This window comes from Marivita sp. (genome assembly GCF_048006345.1).
Taxonomy (GTDB): domain Bacteria; phylum Pseudomonadota; class Alphaproteobacteria; order Rhodobacterales; family Rhodobacteraceae; genus Marivita.
In genome coordinates this window covers 3,253,297-3,271,937 of record NZ_CP180351.1, presented here as the reverse complement: position 1 = coordinate 3,271,937, position 18,641 = coordinate 3,253,297, and the positions used below count along the sequence as shown (strand labels likewise).

18 protein-coding genes are annotated in these 18,641 nt (G+C 61.6%); 7 read left to right on the top strand and 11 right to left on the bottom strand.

Annotated elements, in window-relative coordinates:
- Positions 1 to 14 precede the first annotated feature (14 nt).
- Positions 15 to 704 (top strand): flagellar type III secretion system pore protein FliP, encoded by a 690-nt coding sequence (gene fliP / locus ACMVPR_RS16020; protein ID WP_416884671.1) that lies wholly within the window; start codon positions 15 to 17, stop codon positions 702 to 704.
- Between the two features lie 2 nt (positions 705 to 706).
- Here the strand turns inward: fliP and ACMVPR_RS16015 are convergent, their stop codons facing one another.
- The 6 genes from ACMVPR_RS16015 to sfsA form a co-directional block, all read right to left on the bottom strand.
- Positions 707 to 1,600, bottom strand: coding sequence for an extensin family protein (locus ACMVPR_RS16015; RefSeq protein ID WP_416883692.1), 894 nt, complete (start codon positions 1,598 to 1,600; stop codon positions 707 to 709).
- An 8-nt stretch (positions 1,601 to 1,608) separates the two neighbouring features.
- A complete protein-coding gene (locus ACMVPR_RS16010) occupies positions 1,609 to 2,520 on the bottom strand; it encodes a prephenate/arogenate dehydrogenase family protein (protein WP_416883691.1) in 912 nt (303 codons plus the stop codon).
- Positions 2,517 to 3,602: a histidinol-phosphate transaminase gene (gene hisC / locus ACMVPR_RS16005; RefSeq protein WP_416883690.1), complete on the bottom strand. Its 1,086-nt coding sequence runs from the start codon at positions 3,600 to 3,602 to the stop codon at positions 2,517 to 2,519. The genes ACMVPR_RS16010 and hisC overlap by 4 nt, the downstream gene beginning before the upstream one ends.
- 80 nt (positions 3,603 to 3,682) lie before the next feature.
- On the bottom strand, positions 3,683 to 4,366 hold the full coding sequence (locus ACMVPR_RS16000) for a hypothetical protein (protein WP_416883689.1): 684 nt from the start codon (positions 4,364 to 4,366) through the stop codon (positions 3,683 to 3,685).
- Between the two features lie 14 nt (positions 4,367 to 4,380).
- Positions 4,381 to 5,172, bottom strand: a complete 792-nt coding sequence (gene map, locus ACMVPR_RS15995) for a type I methionyl aminopeptidase (protein WP_416883688.1) — start codon at positions 5,170 to 5,172, stop codon at positions 4,381 to 4,383.
- Between the two features lie 91 nt (positions 5,173 to 5,263).
- On the bottom strand, positions 5,264 to 5,980 hold the full coding sequence (gene sfsA / locus ACMVPR_RS15990; RefSeq protein WP_416883687.1) for a DNA/RNA nuclease SfsA: 717 nt from the start codon (positions 5,978 to 5,980) through the stop codon (positions 5,264 to 5,266).
- Positions 5,981 to 6,026: 46 nt separating this feature from the next.
- Between sfsA and ACMVPR_RS15985 the strand changes: the two genes are divergently transcribed.
- From ACMVPR_RS15985 to ACMVPR_RS15970, 4 genes are read left to right on the top strand one after another with little or no spacing between them, the layout of a single operon-like run.
- Complete coding sequence (locus ACMVPR_RS15985; protein ID WP_416883686.1) at positions 6,027 to 6,746, top strand: competence/damage-inducible protein A; 720 nt, start codon at positions 6,027 to 6,029, stop codon at positions 6,744 to 6,746.
- Entirely contained in the window at positions 6,743 to 7,483 is a 741-nt protein-coding gene (locus ACMVPR_RS15980; RefSeq protein ID WP_416883685.1) for a GNAT family N-acetyltransferase, read from the top strand. The genes ACMVPR_RS15985 and ACMVPR_RS15980 overlap by 4 nt, the downstream gene beginning before the upstream one ends.
- Entirely contained in the window at positions 7,480 to 8,052 is a 573-nt protein-coding gene (locus tag ACMVPR_RS15975) for a peroxidase-related enzyme (protein WP_292268839.1), read from the top strand. Before ACMVPR_RS15980 ends, ACMVPR_RS15975 begins: the two co-directional genes overlap by 4 nt.
- Positions 8,024 to 8,968: an OmpA family protein gene (locus ACMVPR_RS15970; protein ID WP_416883684.1), complete on the top strand. Its 945-nt coding sequence runs from the start codon at positions 8,024 to 8,026 to the stop codon at positions 8,966 to 8,968. Before ACMVPR_RS15975 ends, ACMVPR_RS15970 begins: the two co-directional genes overlap by 29 nt.
- Before the next feature lie 54 nt (positions 8,969 to 9,022).
- Here the strand turns inward: ACMVPR_RS15970 and ACMVPR_RS15965 are convergent, their stop codons facing one another.
- Positions 9,023 to 9,676: a peroxiredoxin gene (locus ACMVPR_RS15965; protein ID WP_292268835.1), complete on the bottom strand. Its 654-nt coding sequence runs from the start codon at positions 9,674 to 9,676 to the stop codon at positions 9,023 to 9,025.
- 128 nt (positions 9,677 to 9,804) lie between these two features.
- On the opposite strand from ACMVPR_RS15965, the gene ACMVPR_RS15960 reads away from it, so the two are divergent.
- Positions 9,805 to 11,244 carry an aldehyde dehydrogenase family protein gene (locus ACMVPR_RS15960; protein ID WP_416883683.1) on the top strand — a complete coding sequence of 480 codons (1,440 nt, stop codon included), beginning with the start codon at positions 9,805 to 9,807 and terminating at the stop codon, positions 11,242 to 11,244.
- 108 nt (positions 11,245 to 11,352) lie between these two features.
- Here the strand turns inward: ACMVPR_RS15960 and ACMVPR_RS15955 are convergent, their stop codons facing one another.
- Positions 11,353 to 12,000, bottom strand: coding sequence for an RluA family pseudouridine synthase (locus ACMVPR_RS15955; protein ID WP_416883682.1), 648 nt, complete (start codon positions 11,998 to 12,000; stop codon positions 11,353 to 11,355).
- Positions 12,001 to 12,226: 226 nt separating this feature from the next.
- On the opposite strand from ACMVPR_RS15955, the gene ACMVPR_RS15950 reads away from it, so the two are divergent.
- Positions 12,227 to 12,691 (top strand): hypothetical protein, encoded by a 465-nt coding sequence (locus ACMVPR_RS15950; protein WP_416883681.1) that lies wholly within the window; start codon positions 12,227 to 12,229, stop codon positions 12,689 to 12,691.
- Positions 12,692 to 12,698: 7 nt separating this feature from the next.
- Here the strand turns inward: ACMVPR_RS15950 and ACMVPR_RS15945 are convergent, their stop codons facing one another.
- From ACMVPR_RS15945 to ACMVPR_RS15935, 3 genes are all read right to left on the bottom strand, one after another.
- Positions 12,699 to 15,143 (bottom strand): GcvT family protein, encoded by a 2,445-nt coding sequence (locus ACMVPR_RS15945; RefSeq protein ID WP_416883680.1) that lies wholly within the window; start codon positions 15,141 to 15,143, stop codon positions 12,699 to 12,701.
- Between the two features lie 189 nt (positions 15,144 to 15,332).
- Complete coding sequence (locus tag ACMVPR_RS15940) at positions 15,333 to 16,205, bottom strand: homocysteine S-methyltransferase family protein (RefSeq protein WP_416883679.1); 873 nt, start codon at positions 16,203 to 16,205, stop codon at positions 15,333 to 15,335.
- Positions 16,202 to 18,640 carry a GcvT family protein gene (locus tag ACMVPR_RS15935; protein WP_416883678.1) on the bottom strand — a complete coding sequence of 813 codons (2,439 nt, stop codon included), beginning with the start codon at positions 18,638 to 18,640 and terminating at the stop codon, positions 16,202 to 16,204. The genes ACMVPR_RS15940 and ACMVPR_RS15935 overlap by 4 nt, the downstream gene beginning before the upstream one ends.
- Position 18,641 lies beyond the last annotated feature (1 nt).

Here is an 18,641-nt window from a genome sequence, read left to right as displayed (position 1 = left end):
TGTTGATCGGCCTGATGATGGCCTCGCCTGCATCGGCACAAAACCTGTCGCTGGATTTTGGCGACGGCGGGTCCATCACCGCCGCGACGCTGCAATTGATCGCATTGATCACCGTGCTGAGCATTGCGCCGGGCATCGTGGTAACCGTGACATGCTTCCCGTTTATCGTGACCGTGCTGTCAATCCTGCGCCAGGGGATTGGTCTGCAGCAATCGCCACCGAATATGTTGATCGTCAGCATCGCACTCTTTCTGACGTTTTTCGTGATGGAGCCGGTTCTGATCGACTCATGGGAGCAGGGAATTCGACCGCTTCTGGATGAGCAGATCGACGTCGAAGAGGGTTTTCGACGAGGGTTCGAGCCGTTTCGCATATTCATGGCGGCGCAAGTCGACCCCGACACGTTTGCAACCATGTCCCGCATTCGGACGGATCTGAACCTGACCGAACCCAGCCCGGAAACCCCCCTCTCGGTCCTGATTTCGACCTTTCTGCTTTCGGAACTGTCCCGAGCGTTTCAGGTGGGGTTTCTGATCTTCCTGCCATTCCTGATTATCGACCTGGTCGTTGCGGCCGTGCTGATGTCGATGGGCATGATGATGGTGCCGCCTGCAATCGTATCGCTGCCGTTCAAGCTGGCGTTTTTTGTCGTTGCGAACGGTTGGGCGCTGGTGGCCGAAAGCCTTGTCAGGTCGTACCAATGAGGTCAGCGGCAGAACGACCCACCGCGATGCCGTGCCGTGTCGAAGTGGAAGTGATCCTTGTGAAACCGGTCTGAATCCGGGCCGAGAACCGTTCCGAAGATGCCGCACGCGCGCTGATGCATCTTGCGCAACTTTGCACCCGTGTCACGACGGTTCCAATCCTGCAGGAGCGTGATCTCTGACCCGTCACGCAGGCGGAACCCGGAAATGTCGATTGCCCGACCCTTGCCATGCTCGCTGATTTGCGCTCCGGGCTGATTGTTGCGCGTCCGGCAGGCATAGTGCGCCGCAACCTTGATCTGGGACACGCCACCGCCCGTGGTCCCGATCGCAGGCTTCATCCCCTTCTCGACCCATGTCTTTACGGCTTTGGCCGTCGTACAATCCATCAGCGCCTGCTGGCTGAACGGGATCCCCGAAACCGAGCGTACTTTGACCGCGTCCTGAATGCCGCAGGCGGACAGTCGGCCCGGAACAAACCCTACGGTTTCGCCCTGAATATCCGGATCGCCGCACACAGCTCCCTTCGCGCGTGCCCGGCGTTGCGCCATGGCCTTTTGCACCATGCTATCCGGTCGCAGGTTCGGACGGATCGACAGCCCGGTCGCCTGCGGAGACACGGCAGCAAAGGCGCGGGTTGCAAGGCTGGTCTGACTGTCAAGCGCGCGCTGGAAACCGGGATCCGCGACGTTCTCGATTTGCCGGGTCAACTGGCGGACAAGCGCTGCCTCAAGAAGGGCCGGGCGCGCGGTTGGCCGAATGTCCCGAAGCGCTCGGGCTGTCGCGGCGACAGCGGTGTCACCCCGCGCGACAGGTCTGAGGGATGTGTCGGGTGCCGCCAGCGCGGCTCCTGCCATCACGATCCAAACCCAAACCAGAACACTTGTTACACGCATTCGTACCCTTACCCAGATCGCCCAAAGTTCGGGGCCGCCGTATCCTGACCCGCCTCGATGATCCCGCGGCGGATCGCGCGCGTGCGGGTAAAGTAGTCATGGAGCAGCGGTCCGTCGCCCTGTCGGATGGCCCGTTGTAGCGCAAAAAGCTCTTCGGTGAAACGCCCGAGGATCTCCAGGGTTGCGTCTTTGTTCGATAGAAACACATCGCGCCACATTGTCGGGTCCGACGCAGCGATGCGGGTGAAATCACGGAAACCTGCGGCGGAATACTTGATCACTTCGCTGTCGGTCACGCGCCGCAGATCGTCGGCCACACCGACCATCGTGTAAGCGATCAGGTGCGGGCAATGCGAGGTGACCGCCAAAACGAGGTCGTGGTGATCCGGCTCCATCACATCGACATTTGACCCAAGCCCGCGCCAGTAGCGCGACAAGGTTTCAACCGCTTCGGGCGCGCTGCCTTCGGACGGGACGATCAGGCACCAGCGGTTGTCAAACAGCGTGGCAAAGCCCGATTCCGGGCCGGAATGCTCTGTCCCGGCCAATGGGTGGGCTGGGACGAAATGCACACCTTCCGGAATATGAGGCGCCACATCCGTGATGACCTGCCCTTTGACCGATCCGACATCGGTGACCGTTGCGCCCTGCTTCAGGTACGGCGCGATCTCTGCGGCGAGGTCGCCCATCACACCCACGGGAACGGCCAGAACAACAAGGTCAGCGTCGGTGACCGCCTCGGCCAGCGTCTCGCAGACCGTGTCGCAAAGTCCGATCCGACGCGCGGTGTCACGGGTTTCTGCGCTGCGGGCGTATCCGGTGACATGCCCGGCAAGGCCGCCGCGCTTCATCGCCCAGAACATCGAAGAGGCGATCAGGCCAAGCCCGATCAGCGCGACCCGGTTGTAAATCTGTGTCATCGCGCGCCCGCCTTGAACTGGCCAACTGCATGCGCCACGCGGCGGCAGCTGGCTTCGTCCCCGACGGTGATGCGCAGCGCGAAGGGCAGGTTGTAGGATCCCACCTGACGGACGATCAGCCCCTGTTTCTGCAGGTAGGTGTTGCAGGCCTCGGCCTCGGCCTCGTCGGTGAACCGGGCGAGGACGAAATTCGCCATGGACGTGTCACAGGGAACGCCATGCTCCGCCAGCGCCTCGGCCAGCCAGGCGCGCAGGCGGGTGTTTTCAAGACGGCACTTTTCCACATAGGCGGTGTCGCGGACGGCCGCTTCGGCTGCGGCAAGCGCGGTGCCGGACAGGTTGAACGGACCGCGGATGCGGTTGAGCACGTCAATCACCTCTCGCGGGCCATAGCCCCAACCGATGCGCAGCCCGCCCAGGCCATAGATTTTCGAGAAAGTGCGCGTCATAACGACATTGTCGCGGGCATGAACCAGCGCCGCGCCACCGTCGTAACCATCGACGAATTCGGCATAGGCGCCGTCCAGCACCAGCAGTGTTTGCGATGGCAGGTTTTCGGCAAGGCGTTCGATTTCAGCCAGCCCGATCATCGTGCCGGTGGGGTTGTTCGGGTTTGCGATGAACACGATCTTGGTCTTGTCGGTGCAGGCCGCAAGGATCGCGTCGACATCCGTCACGCGCTCGTGTTCAGGCACTTCGACCGGGGTTGCGCCGGCAGCAAGGGCGCAGATCTTGTAAAGCGCAAAGCCGTGTTCTGTGTGGATCACCTCATCGCCCGGCCCGGCATAGGCCTGACACAGGAAAGTGATGATCTCGTCAGACCCAACACCGCAGATGATCTGATCCGCGTTGAGGTCGTAGACCTCGGCAATGGCGCTGCGCAGAGCGGCATGATCCGTCGACGGATAGCGATGCAGTTCCAGCACGGACCTGCGCACCGCGTCCTGAACGGCGGGGCTGGGCCCGAACGGGTTTTCGTTCGAGCTGAGTTTCACCACGTTTGATACGCCGTCGATATGCGATTTGCCGCCAACATAAAGCGCAATATCCATGATCCCGGGTTGTGGTGTGATCTTCGTCATCTGAGCCTCCGCTATGGCAGACGGTTTAGCGGTGCGAACCGGCAAGGGAAAGCGACAAACCATCCCAGTGCGCTGCTGAATCAGGTGTGTGGCCGTTCAACGATACCCGCAAGGAGCGAGTCGTAGAGGTCTGGCGGCCCTTCGTACTCGGGACCACGGGAAAGGTCGATCACATGAACGTCTGATGCGCCGATCAGGTCGGGTGCGACATCGCCTGCGATGCCCAGGAACGAGTAGCCTGTATCGTCCCCGAACAACGCGGTCCCCAAGGCTTTGATGCTGGCGTGACGTTCGCGGGTCAGTTGGAAATGATCCCATGGTGTGACGTTGTTCACCGTGTCCGGCAGGTTGGGTTGGATATTCGACCAGATCAGATGCGTCCGGCCTGCGTAACCCGGAGACAGGAACGGCGCGGCCTGGTGGGTCAGTTTGCTGACGAGGCTGTTTTTCTGGGCAGGATCATCGAAGGTCCGTGCGATGTCCTGTTCGTGAAAAAAGCACACGCCGGGCAAGTCTTGGTGAAACAGCAGCACCTCCCATTCGACCACATACCCGGTCGTGTCCTGCAGCACGGAACGCAAGCTGCCATCGGCAGCGCGTCGGAGAATGGATTCGGTTCCGACAAGCGAGACGATATTCCAGTCGAACAGGGACCGCACGAAATGGGCCTCGGAACCCGGATTTCGCGCCTGAAAGAAATCGAACTGGAAGCGGTTGATGCAACTGCACCCAATGGTCAGCACGCGGGTCGGGGCACCGTCCATGGAAGGCTGAAACGTCAGGTGTCGTAGGTCGGATGGAACCGACCGGCAGGCGACGGGGTGAAAATCTCGCAGCCATCGGATGTGATCCCGATCGAATGCTCGAACTGCGCTGACAGGGACTTGTCCCGCGTCACGGCTGTCCAGTCATCGGCCAGAACCTTGGTTTCCGGGCGGCCCAGATTCACCATCGGTTCGATGGTAAAGAACATGCCTTCCTCAAGGCGCGGTCCGGTTCCGGGGCGCCCGTAATGCAGCACGTTGGGCGGCGCATGGAACACTCGGCCCAGCCCGTGGCCACAGAAGTCGCGCACGACCGACATGCGGTTCGCCTCCACAAAGGTCTGGATGGCGTGGCCGATATCACCAAACGTGTTGCCCGGCTTTGCGGCTTCGATCCCCTTGAACAGCGCGTCATGGGTGACCTGGATCAGGCGTTCCGCCTTGCGGCTCATTTTGCCCGCAACATACATGCGACTGGTGTCGCCGAACCATCCGTCCACAATCACCGTCACGTCGATGTTCAGGATATCGCCATCCTTGAGAGTCTTGTCGCCGGGAATGCCATGGCACACGACGTGGTTCACGCTGATACAGCTGGCGTGCTGATAGCCTTTGTAGCCGATGGTTGCCGACACAGCGCCCGCTTTTTCGACCTCGGTCCGAATGAAATCATCCAGCGCGGCGGTGGTCTGACCGACGAACACATGCGCGGCCACATCATCCAATATCCGCGCCGCCAGTTCGCCGGCTTTGCGCATGCCAGCGAAATCCGCTGCCTCGTGGATGCGGATCCCTTCGCGCGTCATGCGACCATCGTGGTTATTGTTCACAAGGGAACTCCAATAGCTCTTGTGTCGGTTTTAGCCCCCCGCGCCCGGTTTTGCCAGTGGCGCGACATTACGGCTCAGAGGGCGCAAGTATCTGGATTGGTTTGCCAAGCTGAACACCCTCGGGCGTGATGTGGCAATCCAAAGCCAAGGTTTCAACTCCGGCGGCCGTGGCGGTGTGCCAAGCCTGCGCATAGGTCGGGTCGATATCCCCGGCCAGGGTCATGCGATCGCAATCGGTCCGTTGCACGAGATAGAGCATGACCGCACGGTGCCCTTGCGCCACCATCTCGGTCAGTTCGCCAAGGTGCTTGGTGCCGCGCGCGGTCACGCTGTCGGGAAATTCTGCGAGGCCTCTCTGGCGCGACAGGGTGACGGATTTGACTTCGACATAGGTGTCGGGCCCGCCATCACGGGTCAGCAGAAAATCTATGCGGCTTTTCTCGCCATACCGCACTTCGGCGCGCAGATGGTCGAACCTGTCCAACCCCGGCACCTTGCGTGCTTCAAGCGCAGAACGGAGCATCCGGTTCGGCACCGCCGTATCGACACCGGTAAAATGCCCGTTCTCGTGTTCGACCAATCGCCAGCCGAATTTGAGCTTTTTCTTCGGATCGTCATTCGGCTCAAGCCAGATGCGCATCCCCGGATCGGCCAGCCCCATCATCGAGCCGGGATTGGCGCAATGCGCTGTCACCTCCTGCCCGTCTTCCAGCGTGACATCCGCCAGAAAGCGTTTGTACCGCCGGATTAGGGTGCCCGGCACAAGAGGGGTTTGAAAGCGCATAAGCCACGCCTATACCTGAGCAAAACCCGGATCAAGGAGGCAGCGCATGCCCAATCCAACCGCAGCCATGCTGGTGATCGGCGACGAGATCCTGTCAGGCCGCACCCGCGACGCCAACATGCACCATCTGGCGCAGGAACTGACGAAGGTCGGTATCGATCTGCGCGAGGTGCGGATCGTCAGCGATGACCGCGATGCGATCGTCTCGGCGTTGAACGATCTGCGTGCGTCACATGACACCGTGATCACCTCGGGCGGGATCGGGCCGACCCATGACGACATCACGGCCGATTGTGTGGCGGCGGCCTTTGGCGTGCAGATCGACGTGCGCGACGATGCGGCGGCCCTGTTGCAGGCGCATTACGACAGCCGCGGGATGGAATTCAACGACGCCCGCAAGCGCATGGCCCGCATCCCGGACGGCGCATCGCTGATCGAAAACCCGGTGTCCATCGCACCCGGCTTCACCATTGGCAATGTGCATGTGATGGCCGGCGTGCCGTCGGTCTTTCAGGCGATGGTCGCCAGCGTGATTCCAACGCTGACAGGGGGCGCGCCGATCCTGTCACAGACCTTACGCGTGGATCGCGGCGAAGGTGATATCGCCGGGCCACTGGGCCAGATCGCAGCCGATTTCCCGGATCTTTCCATCGGCTCCTACCCGTTCCAGCAGAACGGTGCGTACGGCTCGAACATCGTGGTGCGCGGCAGCGATGGCGCGCGGGTGGATCACGCGATGGCGCGGTTGTCCGAGCTTTTCGCATGACGACGCCATCGGTTCAGACGCTGTACGCGGTGACAGAGGCCACATGGCCGCCCGCAGATCGCACGCCGGCTGGCCCATGGATGCTGCGCAACGGGGCCGGGGGCGGCAAGCGTGTCAGCGCCGCCACCGCAGAGGGCGACTGGGGCGATGATGACCTGCCTGCCGCCGAAGCCGCGATGCGCCTCTTGGGTCAGGATGCGCTGTTCATGATCCGTGAAGGCGAGGATGCGCTTGATGCGGCCCTTGCCGACCGGGGGTACGAGGTGATCGACCCGGTGAACCTCTGGATCTGTCCAATCGACAAGTTGACCGATGTCGCCGTGCCTCGGGTTACTGCCTTTGCCATCTGGGAGCCTTTGGCGATCATGCGCGACATCTGGGAAGCGGGCGGCATCGGCCCGGCCCGCATCGCCGTGATGGAACGTGCAGAACTGCCCAAAACGGGTATCTTCGGTCGGATCAACGACAAACCCGCGGGCACCGGTTATTGCGCGATCTCCGAAGGTATCGCGATGGTTCACGCTCTCGAAATTGCCAAATCCCAACGCCGCAAAGGGATGGGCGTTTGGATGATGCGGCAAGCGGCGCATTGGGCCAAGGCCAATGGCGCGGACTGGATGAGCGTGATCTGTACGCAGGCCAATGGCGGAGCCAACGGCCTCTACGCTTCCCTCGGAATGCAGGTTGTGGGACAGTACCACTACCGCATCCTGCCAAACACAAGCGAAACAGAATGACCAAAGACACCCTTCCCACGGCACTGAACCTGCCGATGGTCGACCCATTGCCACCAGAGACGCAGAAATACTTCGACGTCTGTCAGGACAAGCTGGGAATGATCCCGAACGTGCTCAAGGCCTATGCCTTCGACATCGACAAGCTGAACGCCTTTACAGCGATGTATAACGATCTGATGCTGGCGGGCAGTGGTTTGAGCAAGCTGGAACGCGAGATGATCGCGGTGGTCGTAAGCTCGATCAACAAATGCTTCTACTGCCTGACCGCCCATGGCGCCGCGGTCCGCGCGTTGTCTGGCGATCCGAAACTGGGCGAGATGCTGGTAATGAACTGGCGCGTCGCCGATCTGCCGCACCGCCACCGGGCGATGCTGGCCTTTGCCGAGAAGATCACCAAATCCAGCTCCGAGATCGCCGAGTTTGACCGCGAGGCGCTGCGCGATGCCGGGTTCAGCGACCGCGATATCTGGGACATCGCCAATGTCGCCGGGTTCTTCAACATGACCAACCGCGTGGCCAGCGCCACGGATATGCGGCCCAATGATGAGTATCACGCGCAGTCGCGCTAAAGTTTTGGGATTATGTTTCGGGGCGAGCCTCTTTGGCCCGCCCGCGTCTGCACTGGACCTCGCCTTGCCCATCGGCGCGCGCGAAACCGTGTCGCGCATCACGCCTTCCGGCGGCTATGACCTGCCCATCGGTGCCTGGACCGAAGCAAATGGCGTGCCTGTCGCGGCGCTCGAAGGCGAAGTACGCAGAACGGCATGGCGCATTTCCGGCGCGGGCATCACGACGGGGCAAGTCCTTGGTCCGATCCGCGAACAGCTCATGGCGGATCGTTACGATATCTTCTTCGAATGCACGGCCCGCAGTTGCGGCGGCTTCGATTTCCGGTTCGGCATCGACGTTCTGCGCGCACCGAACATGTATGTCGATCTGTCGGACTATCGCTTCCTGTCCGCCAAATCTGCGGATGCGACCCAAGCGCTCAGCCTTCTGGTCAGCCGCGATGGCGACTCCGTCTTTGTGCAACTGATCGAGGTCGGCCCGCCCGGCAGGCCCGCCTTGTCCGTCTCGGCCGCTCGGTCGGTTGCGATCCCCGAAGATGCGGGCGATGTGGTGGCGCAATTGGAAAGTGCCGGCCATGTGGTGCTGGCGGACCTCGACTTCGCCAGTGGGTCGGCATCGCTTGGCGACGGATCGGTGCAATCGCTGGATGCGGTGGCGGCCTACCTGACGGCCAATCCGACCCGGCAGATCACCTTTGTCGGCCATACCGACGCAACCGGATCGCTTGAGGCCAATGTCGCCCTCTCGCGCCGCCGCGCCGAAGCCGCGCGTGCCTATGTCATCGCGCGCGGTGTGCCAGCGTCGCAGGTCGCTGCCGATGGCGTCGGCTTTCTGTCCCCCCGCACCACCAACCTGACCGAGGCGGGCCGAGAAGCGAACCGCCGGGTCGAGGCGGTTCTGATCTCGGTGAAATGAAAAAGGCCGAGGGAGGTACCCCCGGCCTGTCGTCGTTCTGAAAAGAGCAGCAGCTTATGCGGGCAGCTTGGCCTTGCGCAGATAAGGCAGCACGGTTTCGATCTTGCCGTATTTGGCGATGGCATCCGCGTCGCTGACCGACATCGGGACAATCACGTCTTGTCCAAGGGTCCAATTCGCAGGCATCGCCACATTTTCCCGCGCCGAGGTCTGCAGCGCATCCAGCGCCCGCAACACTTCGGCAAAGTTCCGGCCCACGGTCATAGGATAGGTCATTGACAGCTTCAGCTTCTTGTCAGGCCCGACGATGAACACAACGCGGACAGTCGCGCTGTCCGCCGGGGTGCGGCCATCCGGCAGCACGTATTCCGCAGGCAGCATGTCGAACGCCTTGGCAACCGTCAGGTCCTCATCCGCGATGATCGGGAACCCTGCTTTCGCGCCAGAGGTCGCCTCGATATCGCCCTTCCACTTCTTGTGGTCTTCGACACCATCGACGGAAATACCCATCACCTTGGTGCCGCGTTTTTCCCATTCGTCGGCCAGCTGTGCGACCGCTCCGAACTCAGTGGTGCAGACGGGTGTAAAGTCTTTCGGGTGCGAAAACAGGATGGCCCAGCTGTCGCCGATCCAGTCATGCAGTGTGATCGTGCCCTGATCCGTTTCGACGGTCAGGTTCGGAATTTCGTCGTTGATGCGCAGGCCCATATTTGCCTCCTTCTCGGGTTGGTCTTGGCCTTGTACATAAGCAGCGCAGACAGCGGTTACACCCCCTTGCAGGGCCGGATCGGGGGTGACACAGTGTCCCCTGAAATGCTCTGAGGGGAGACAATCAGATGATCGAGAAACGCCAGTTCTACATCAACGGGGCATGGGTTGATCCCATTGACGGCCGGGATCATCACGTCATTGATCCGTCGACAGAAGACCCCTGCGCGGTGATCTCATTGGGCGGGCAGGCCGACACCGATGCCGCTGTTGCCGCGGCAAAAGACGCGTTTCCGGCATGGATGGCGACCCCACCGGCAGACCGCATCGCACTGGTCGAAAAACTGCTCGAGATCTACCAGTCCCGCGGTGAGGAAATGGCGCAAGCGATGAGCTTCGAGATGGGCGCGCCCATCGACATGTCGCGCGCAAGCCAGGTTGGCGCAGGCACGTGGCACCTGCAGAATTTCATCGACGCGGCCAAGTCCTTCAAATTCGACCGCCCGCTGAATGACCATAGCCCGCAAGATCGCATCATCTACGAAGCGGTCGGCGTCTGCGCGCTCATCACGCCGTGGAACTGGCCGATGAACCAGGTCACGCTCAAGGTCGGTGCCGCCGCAATCGCGGGCTGCACGATGGTTCTGAAACCGTCCGAGGAAAGCCCGCTCAACGCGATGCTCTTTGCCGAAATGATGCACGAGGCCGGTTTCCCGCCGGGCGTGTTCAACCTGGTGAACGGTGACGGCGTGGGCGTTGGCAGCCAGCTTTCGGCGCATCCCGACGTGGATATGGTCAGCTTCACCGGCTCCAGCCGCGCAGGCAAACTGATCTCCAAGGCCGCCGCCGACACGCTCAAGCGGGTGCATCTGGAATTGGGTGGCAAGGGTGCCAACCTGATCTTCGCAGATGCCGATGAGAAAGCCGTCAAGCGCAGCGTGCTGCACATGATGCAGAACACCGGCCAGTCCTGTAACGCGCCGTCCCGGATGATGGTCGAAGCCCCGATCTATGACCGTGTGGTCGAGGAAGCGGGTGAGATTGCGTCCAAGGTCAGCGTCGGCCCGGCTTCCGCCGAAGGCCGCCATATCGGCCCGGTGGTGAATGCGACCCAGTGGCAGAAAATCCAGGACCTGATCCAGAAAGGCATCGACGAAGGCGCCCGCCTTGTCACCGGCGGTACCGGTCGCCCCGAAGGTCTGAACAAGGGCTTCTACGTGCGCCCCACGGTCTTTGCCGATGTCACCAACGAGATGACCATCGCCCGCGAGGAAATCTTTGGCCCGGTCCTGTCGATCATGAAGTTCGACACCGAAGAAGAGGCGGTTCAGGTTGCCAATGACACCGTCTACGGTCTGACCAACTATGTCCAAAGCCAGGATGGCGCGCGCCGCAATCGTCTGGCCCGCCAGCTTCGCTCGGGCATGGTGGAAATGAACGGCGTCGGCCGATCTGCCGGATCGCCCTTCGGCGGGATGAAACAGTCCGGCAACGGGCGCGAAGGTGGCGTCTGGGGGATCGAGGACTTCCTCGAAGTCAAAGCGGTCTCCGGCTGGGCTGCCGAATAAACACGACAAGGGGCAGGGGGCGTAGGTCCCCTGCTTCTTCTTTTTCCAAATACGCAAATCGCGCAGCCGAAGGCTGCGCAGGTCGGACGCCTCAGCGTCCGATACCCATCAAAACGGTGCTGCGACCCGAAACTTCATGCCTTCCCCACCATCAGGGTGCCGCAGTCTCAACTCCTCGGCATGCAGCATCATGCGCGGATATCGGTCCGCGGTCTCGGGCGCGTAAAGCGGATCACCAAGGATCGGATGCCCGAGCGCCAGCATATGCACTCTGAGCTGATGACTGCGGCCCGTCTGGGGATAGAGCTTGACCCGGCTTTCCTCATCTGACGCCTTCATCACCCGCCACTCCGTCACCGCCGGTTTCCCGGTCTCATGATCGACCTTCTGCAAGGGGCGGTTCGGCCAATCCACGATCAGCGGCAGGTCCGCCGTCCCGGTCTTTGGCTCCAGCCGTCCGGCAACGCGGGCCAGATAGGTCTTCTTCGTCTGCCGCTTTTCGAACTGCAGCCCCAGATGGCGTTGCGCGTGTGGCGTGAGACCAAAGACCATCACACCCGATGTGTCGCGATCCAACCGATGCACCAAGAGAACCTGTGGATACGCCGCCTCCAGCCGTGCAATCAGGCAATCGGCCAGTTCAGGCCCCTTGCCGGGCACCGACAGCAATCCGGCAGGTTTGTTCACGACGAGGATCTCGTGATCCTCGTGCAGGATGTCCAACGGACTATCGGGGGGTGCATAGGTCGTGTCCATCGGTGCCGTCTAGCACGCGTTGGCAGTACCAAAAAGCCCCGAGCGAAAGACTGTTTTTGCTTTGCGTTTTCAAAACTTCAGCCTAGCGTTTTTTAGGCCAACGCATTGGCCGCGTTCACGAAAAAAGTCTATAAAGTAACCAGGGGAAACGGCCATGCCTACAGGTCATCATTCAGGGACAGTCTACATTTGGTATCCGCACGGCGGACAGGTCGGACATGCATCAATGCATATCGGCGCCCACACAGAACGCAACGACACCGAATGGTATGTCAGTTGGTGGCCCGAAGGGAACAGCGTGTTCAACGAGTCCCGCAGTTGCAACACGTTGTCGGGCGATTGGTCCGGGGAAGGTGGCCTGCCGCACGTGGTCTACAAGGTCTATGGCGGCGATATAGACGTGATGAAGACGGTTTGGGACGCCTCTCGGAACAAGCCTGCCGCGCATTACGACATGTTCAAGAAGAACTGTTCTACCCTTGTGGCCCGCATTCTGAACGCTGGGGGCCATAAGAGGGACATGGGCAAATGGGCGCGCTTTACGCTGGCGCATCAGGCGATCTGGACCCCAGCCGCCGTTGCCCGGTATTGCAACGAACTGCGTGATGCAGGTGTCGCTGAAAAAACCAAAGCGGCCGGTTGCCCCACCAAGGGCAAGAAATGGGGCTATGCCGTAATCGGGATGCGCTGACCCCGGCTTAGCCCCTCACCCGCACGGACGACGGATCATACATCGGCTTGAGCGACGCCTCTGCTTTTACCCGTGTGCCCGCTACGTCAATCTCGTAGGTTGAGGCCAGCACCTGCTCTGCGCTTTCGCCGGCGCAGGGCAAGTAGCCCATGCCGATGGCGCCGCCCAGATGGTGTCCATAGGCACCCGAACTCAGATAGCCCACGATCTCACCATCCCGCAGGATCGGTTCGTGGTGGTAAAGCAGCGGTTCCGGCTCCGTCAGGCGGAACTGCACCATACGGGTTTGCAAACCGGCCTCGCGCTTTTGCAGAACCGCGTCACGCCCAATGAAATCCGGTTTCGAGGTTTTGACGGCAAAGCCCAGACCTGCCTCCAGAACGTGATCCTCGCAGGTGATGTCATGGCCAAAATGCCGAAACGCCTTTTCGATCCGGCAGGTGTCCATCGCGTGCATCCCGCACAGCGTCAGCCCGTGATCCTGCCCTGCCTCCCAGAGCGTTTCAAACACATGGCCCGCCTGATCAGCCGAGATATAAATCTCCCACCCCAGTTCCCCGACATAGGACACGCGATGCACCCGGGCGGTGCCGAGACCGATCTCGATCTCCTGAGCCGTGCCAAACGGGTTGGCGTCGTTCGAGAAATCATCGGGCGACACCGCCTGCATGACCTGGCGTGCATTCGGCCCCATCACCGCCAGCACAGCTTCGCCCGCTGTCACATCGGTGATGACCACCCGGCGGTCGCCCATATGGCGCTGCAGCCATGTCTGATCCGCCGCCCGTGTCGCGGCAGGGGTCACGACCAGATAGCAAGTCTCCGACAGGCGCGTGACGGTCACATCCGCCTCGATCCCGCCGCGTGTGTTCAGGAACTGCGTGTAGACGATCTTGCCCACAGGCACCGACATGTCGGCCCCGCAGACATGGTTCAGGAACACCTCAGAGTCCGGCCCTTCGACCCGCAGCTTGCCGAAGGAGGACATGTCGTACATGCCCACATTCTCGCGGATCGCCTTGTGTTCGCGGGCGACGTTGTCGAAAAAGTTCTGCCGCTTCCAGCTATAGGCGTATTCCGGCGTCTGGCCTTCGGTCGCATACCAGTTGGCCCGTTCCCACCCCGCGATTTCGCCCATGACAGCGCCGCGCTCGAGAAGCTGGTGATGGAACGGCGTCCGCCGCACACCGCGCGCGGTGGCTTTCTGCCGGTAAGGGTAGTGGTCGGCGTAGAGCAGACCCAAAGTCTCGGTCACCCGCTCCTTCAGGTAACGCCGGTTGCGCTGGAACGGTTGGGCGCGGGCGATGTCCACATCCCCCAGATCGAACGGCTTGGCCCCGTCTTCCATCCACTGCGCCAGCGCCATGCCCGCACCACCCGCCGACTGGATGCCGATGGAGTTGAACCCAGCGGCGACCCAGACATTGTCCATCTCGCGCGCTTGCCCAAGGTAATAGGCATTGTCGGGGGTAAAGCTTTCCGGCCCGTTGAAGAACGTGTGAATCCCCGCCTCGGCCAGCATCGGCATCCGGTTCACCGCCGCTTCGAGGATCGGCTCGAAATGGTCGAAATCTTCGGGCAGTTGGTCAAACTCAAAGCTTTCCGGGATGCCATTCATACCCCAGGGTTTAGATTTCGGCTCGAACGCACCCAGCATCATCTTGCCCGCGTCTTCTTTGTAGTAAGCGCATTCATCCGGGACCCGCAGCACGGGCAAGGCCTGCAAACCGGGGATCGGTTCGGACACGATGTAGAAATGTTCGCACGCCTGAAGCGGCACGTTCACGCCCAGCATCTGGCCAAGCTCGCGACCCCACATCCCCGCGCAATTCACCACGTGATCGCAGGAGATGGTGCCGCTGGTGCCGTCCTCGGCCGCCCAATCGACCGAAACGATCCGACGACCGTCCCGGTTCACGCCCGTCGCCTTGGTGCGCTCGAAAATCTGCGCCCCGCGCTGCCGTGCGCCCTTGGCCATCGCAAGCGCGATATTGGCGGGATCACCTTGCCCGTCGCTGGGCAGGTAGACGCCGCCCACAACGTCGCTTGTGTTGAGATGGGAGTACTTGTTCTTGATCTCAGCCGTGTCGATTTCCTCGACCGGAACGCCAAAAGCCCGCGCCATCGCTGCAGTCCGCCGCAACTCCTCGTGGCGTTCCTTGGTCAGCGCGACCGAGATGGACCCGACCTTGCGGAACCCGGTGGCAACGCCGGTTTCCTCTTCGATGGTCGAGTAGAGATCGGCGGTATATTTCGCGAGCTTCGTCATGTTCGACGACGCCCGCAATTGTCCGATCAGACCCGCCGCATGCCATGTCGTACCCGAGGTCAGTTGCTTGCGTTCCAGCAGCACCACATCGGTCCAGCCCAGCTTGGTCAGGTGATAGGCAACGGAACAACCGACGACACCGCCGCCGATGATGACGGCGCGGGCATGTGTGGGGACGCTCATGACGGAACTCCTGAATGGGTCATGCGGTGGAAACAGGGACACGGCACCGTGCCCCGCCTGCACAAGGTCAGCCTGTGTTGCGGGTTGGTCGTGTGCGTATTTGGAAAGAGAAGAAGCAAGGGGCCGCGAGTTAACCTTAATCCGGGTTTAAGCGTGAACGAGGAGTGCGGCCGCCTGTGGGTCATGTCGTCAGGCCTTCGAGAACCGCCGCGCCAATTCGGCGATATGGGCAGGATTGGTCTCGCAGCAGCCACCAAGAATCGTCGCCCCGTGATCGACCCAAGTTGTGGCCTGATCGGCATAGGCGTCAGGCCCCATGTCACGTCGCGCGGTCAGCGCATCGACCGTAGGTTTGTCCTTCAGGAATTCCTTGGTGATCTGGGTGAAGGCATTGGCATAAGCGCCAACCGGTTTGCCGCTGGCCTTGAGGACGTCAATCGCGGCCGGCATCGCTTCGGGCGCGGAACAGTTGGCGAGCAGAGCAGCGGCATCGCCACAGAGTGCAACCGTATCGGCCAATGCTTCGCCCGATCGCAGGCGGCTGCCATCCTCGTCATCGACCGAGAACGAGATCCAGACAGGTTTGCCCAGCTCTCGCGTCGCTTCCAGGGCCGCGCGCGTCTGAGCGGCGGAAATCACGGTCTCGAACAGCAGAATATCGCAGGCAGGTGCAAGGAGACCCGCAATCTCTGCCATCAGCTCGACCGCGATCTCATGCGCGGGTTGCAGATCGGCGCGGTAGGACGCGCCAAGTGGCCCAATGCTGCCCGCGATCTTGCCCGATCCATGGGCGTCACGCGCGGCCAACGCCATGTCGAGCGCGATACGATGCAGGTCTTCAAACCGGCCCTCATGCTCGGTTCCCGCCAGCCGGTCGCGGTGGATGGCATAGGTGTTGGTCGTGGCGATCTCTGCCCCGGCAGCAAAGTAATCCGCATGAATCTCGCGGACCAGATGGGGCATGTCGATCATCACTTGCGTGGACCACAGCGGTGTTGGCGGAGTGCCCGAACGGTGAATGAGTTCCTGACCCATTCCGCCGTCCAGTATGGTGATTGTCATGCGCGCAGCCTTTCGTTTTGCGGATCCCAGAGGGGTTCATCCTTCTGGACGACCGCTTTGCGCATTTCGCCGTAGATGTCGATCTCAAGTTCCGTACCGGGCACCGCCAGATCGGCTCGCAGCATACCAAGCGCGATGGAGGCGTTCACCCGATAGCCCCAATCGCCGCTGGTGGTTTCGCCCACGACCTGTCCGTCATGCCAGAGCGTTGACATGTAAGGCGCGTCGTAGTCGCCCGCATCGACGAGCAGCGTCACAAAGCGTTTGGTCACGCCCTGCTGCTTTTCGCTCTGAAGCGCGGCCTTGCCGGGGAAATCCTGCGGCTTGTCCAGCTTGACGAACCGGTCCAGCCCGCCCTGCAGCATGGTGTAGTCGGTCGAGAGATCGCCCTTCCAAGCGCGGTAGCCCTTTTCGATCCGCAAGGAATTGAGCGCGTACATGCCAAAGGGTTTGGCCCCCGCGCCCAGAATGGCGTCGTAGATCTCGGGTGCATCTTCGGTAAGGCAGTGCACCTCCCATCCAAGCTCACCTGCGAAGGACACGCGCAGCAGAACGCACGGTTTGCCGCAGACATTGGCCTCCTGGAACGACAGCCAAGGCAGCGTCAGGTCGGCATCCGTCAAAGGTGTCAGCATCTCACGCGATTTCGGCCCGGTCACGAGGAAACACTCGTATTTCGTCGTGCGGTCCTGCACGGTCAGCCCCTCGGGCAGATCGCGCAGCAGGACATCGCGGTCGTGCCATTGCGCAACGGCAGCCGTGATCAGCCAGATCGCCTCGTCGCTTTGCGGGATCACCGACATCTCGGTCAGGATGCGGCCCCGGTCATCCGGGAAATAGGCGAGGCCCACGCGTCCGGGCTTCGGCAGCACCGAACAGGTCAGCGCATCGACATGCGCACGCGCTCCCGGACCTTCGACCGCCAGACGGGTGAAGCCGGAAATGGCGATCACGCCAGCCGCATCGCGCACCGCTTCGCATTCTTCCTTGATCCGCTGCTGCCACGGGCCTTTCCGCGCCCAGGTCTGGGTTGCCTCCTCAGAGGTGTCATCACCCGGCTGCGCAAACCAATTGGCCCGTTCCCAGCCGTTATATGCCCCCGTCACGCCGCCCGCCGCGATGATCTTGTCATGCACTGGCGACAGTTTCTTGTCCCGCCCCGCAGGCCAGGCGTGACGCGGGAAGTGCATGGCGTATTCGTGGCCGTAGGTCTCGATCGCCTTCTGGTCGGAATAGTCCTGATCGGCGTAATCGGTGTAGCGGCGCGGATCGACGGCCCACATGTCCCATTCGGTCTGGCCTTCGGTGACCCATTCCGCCAGCACCTTGCCCGCGCCACCGCCCTGGGTAATGCCAAAGGTGAACACACAAGCCTCGAACGCGTTGGGTACACCCGGCATCGGGCCGATCAACGGCAAGCCATCCGGCGCATAAGGGATCGGTCCATTGATCACCCGGCCCACACCGGACGCACCCAGAATGGGCACGCGGGCCATCGCGTCCTCGATGTACCATTCGAGCCGTTCCAGATCGTCCGGGTAAAGCTGGAAGCTGAAATCGTCCGGCATTGGATCGTCCGGCGTGACCCAATGCGCCTTGCAGTTCCGTTCGTACGGTCCAAGGTTCAGACCGTACTTTTCCTGCCGCAGGTAGTAGGAGCTGTCCACATCGCGCAAGAGCGGCAGCTTTCCGTTTTCCTTCGACCACGCTTCCAATTCAGGCACCGGTTCGGTCAGGAAATACTGGTGGCTCATTACCGTCATCGGCACCGTGCGCCCGCCATAGGGCTTGAACCATTCGCCGACGCGCTGGGCATAGTATCCAGCCGCGTTCACCACCTTTTCGCAGGTGATGGCGCCCTTGTCGGTGTGTACGATCCACTCATCACCCTTGCGGCTCACGCCCGTGGCAGGGCAGAACCGTTCGATCCGTGCCCCCATCATCCGCGCACCCTTGGCCAAGGCCTGCGTCAACTGCGCCGGATCGATATCGCCATCGTCCGGGTCATACAAAGCGCCCGCCAGATCGTGCGTTTCGATGAAAGGATACCTCTCTTTGATGTCGCCCACTGCCATCATTTCAAGGTCAAGACCCTGATACCGACCCATAGCGCGGGCGCGTTCGAACTCCTGCATCCGCTCCTTTGTATGCCCAAGACGGATCGACCCGGTGACGTGGTAGTTCATCGGGTAATCGACCTCGTCCGCCAAGGTCCGGTAGAGCGACAGCGAATAACGCTGCATGTTCATCACCGCCCAGCTTGTGCTGAAGGACGGGCAGTTCCCGGCGGCGTGCCATGTGGAGCCTGCGGTCAGTTCGTTCTTCTCCAGAAGCACGCAATCCCAACCCGCCTTGGCGATGTGATAGGCGCAGGACGCACCAACGACGCCGCCGCCGATGATGACGACACGGGTGGTGGTGGGGAAATCGGACATA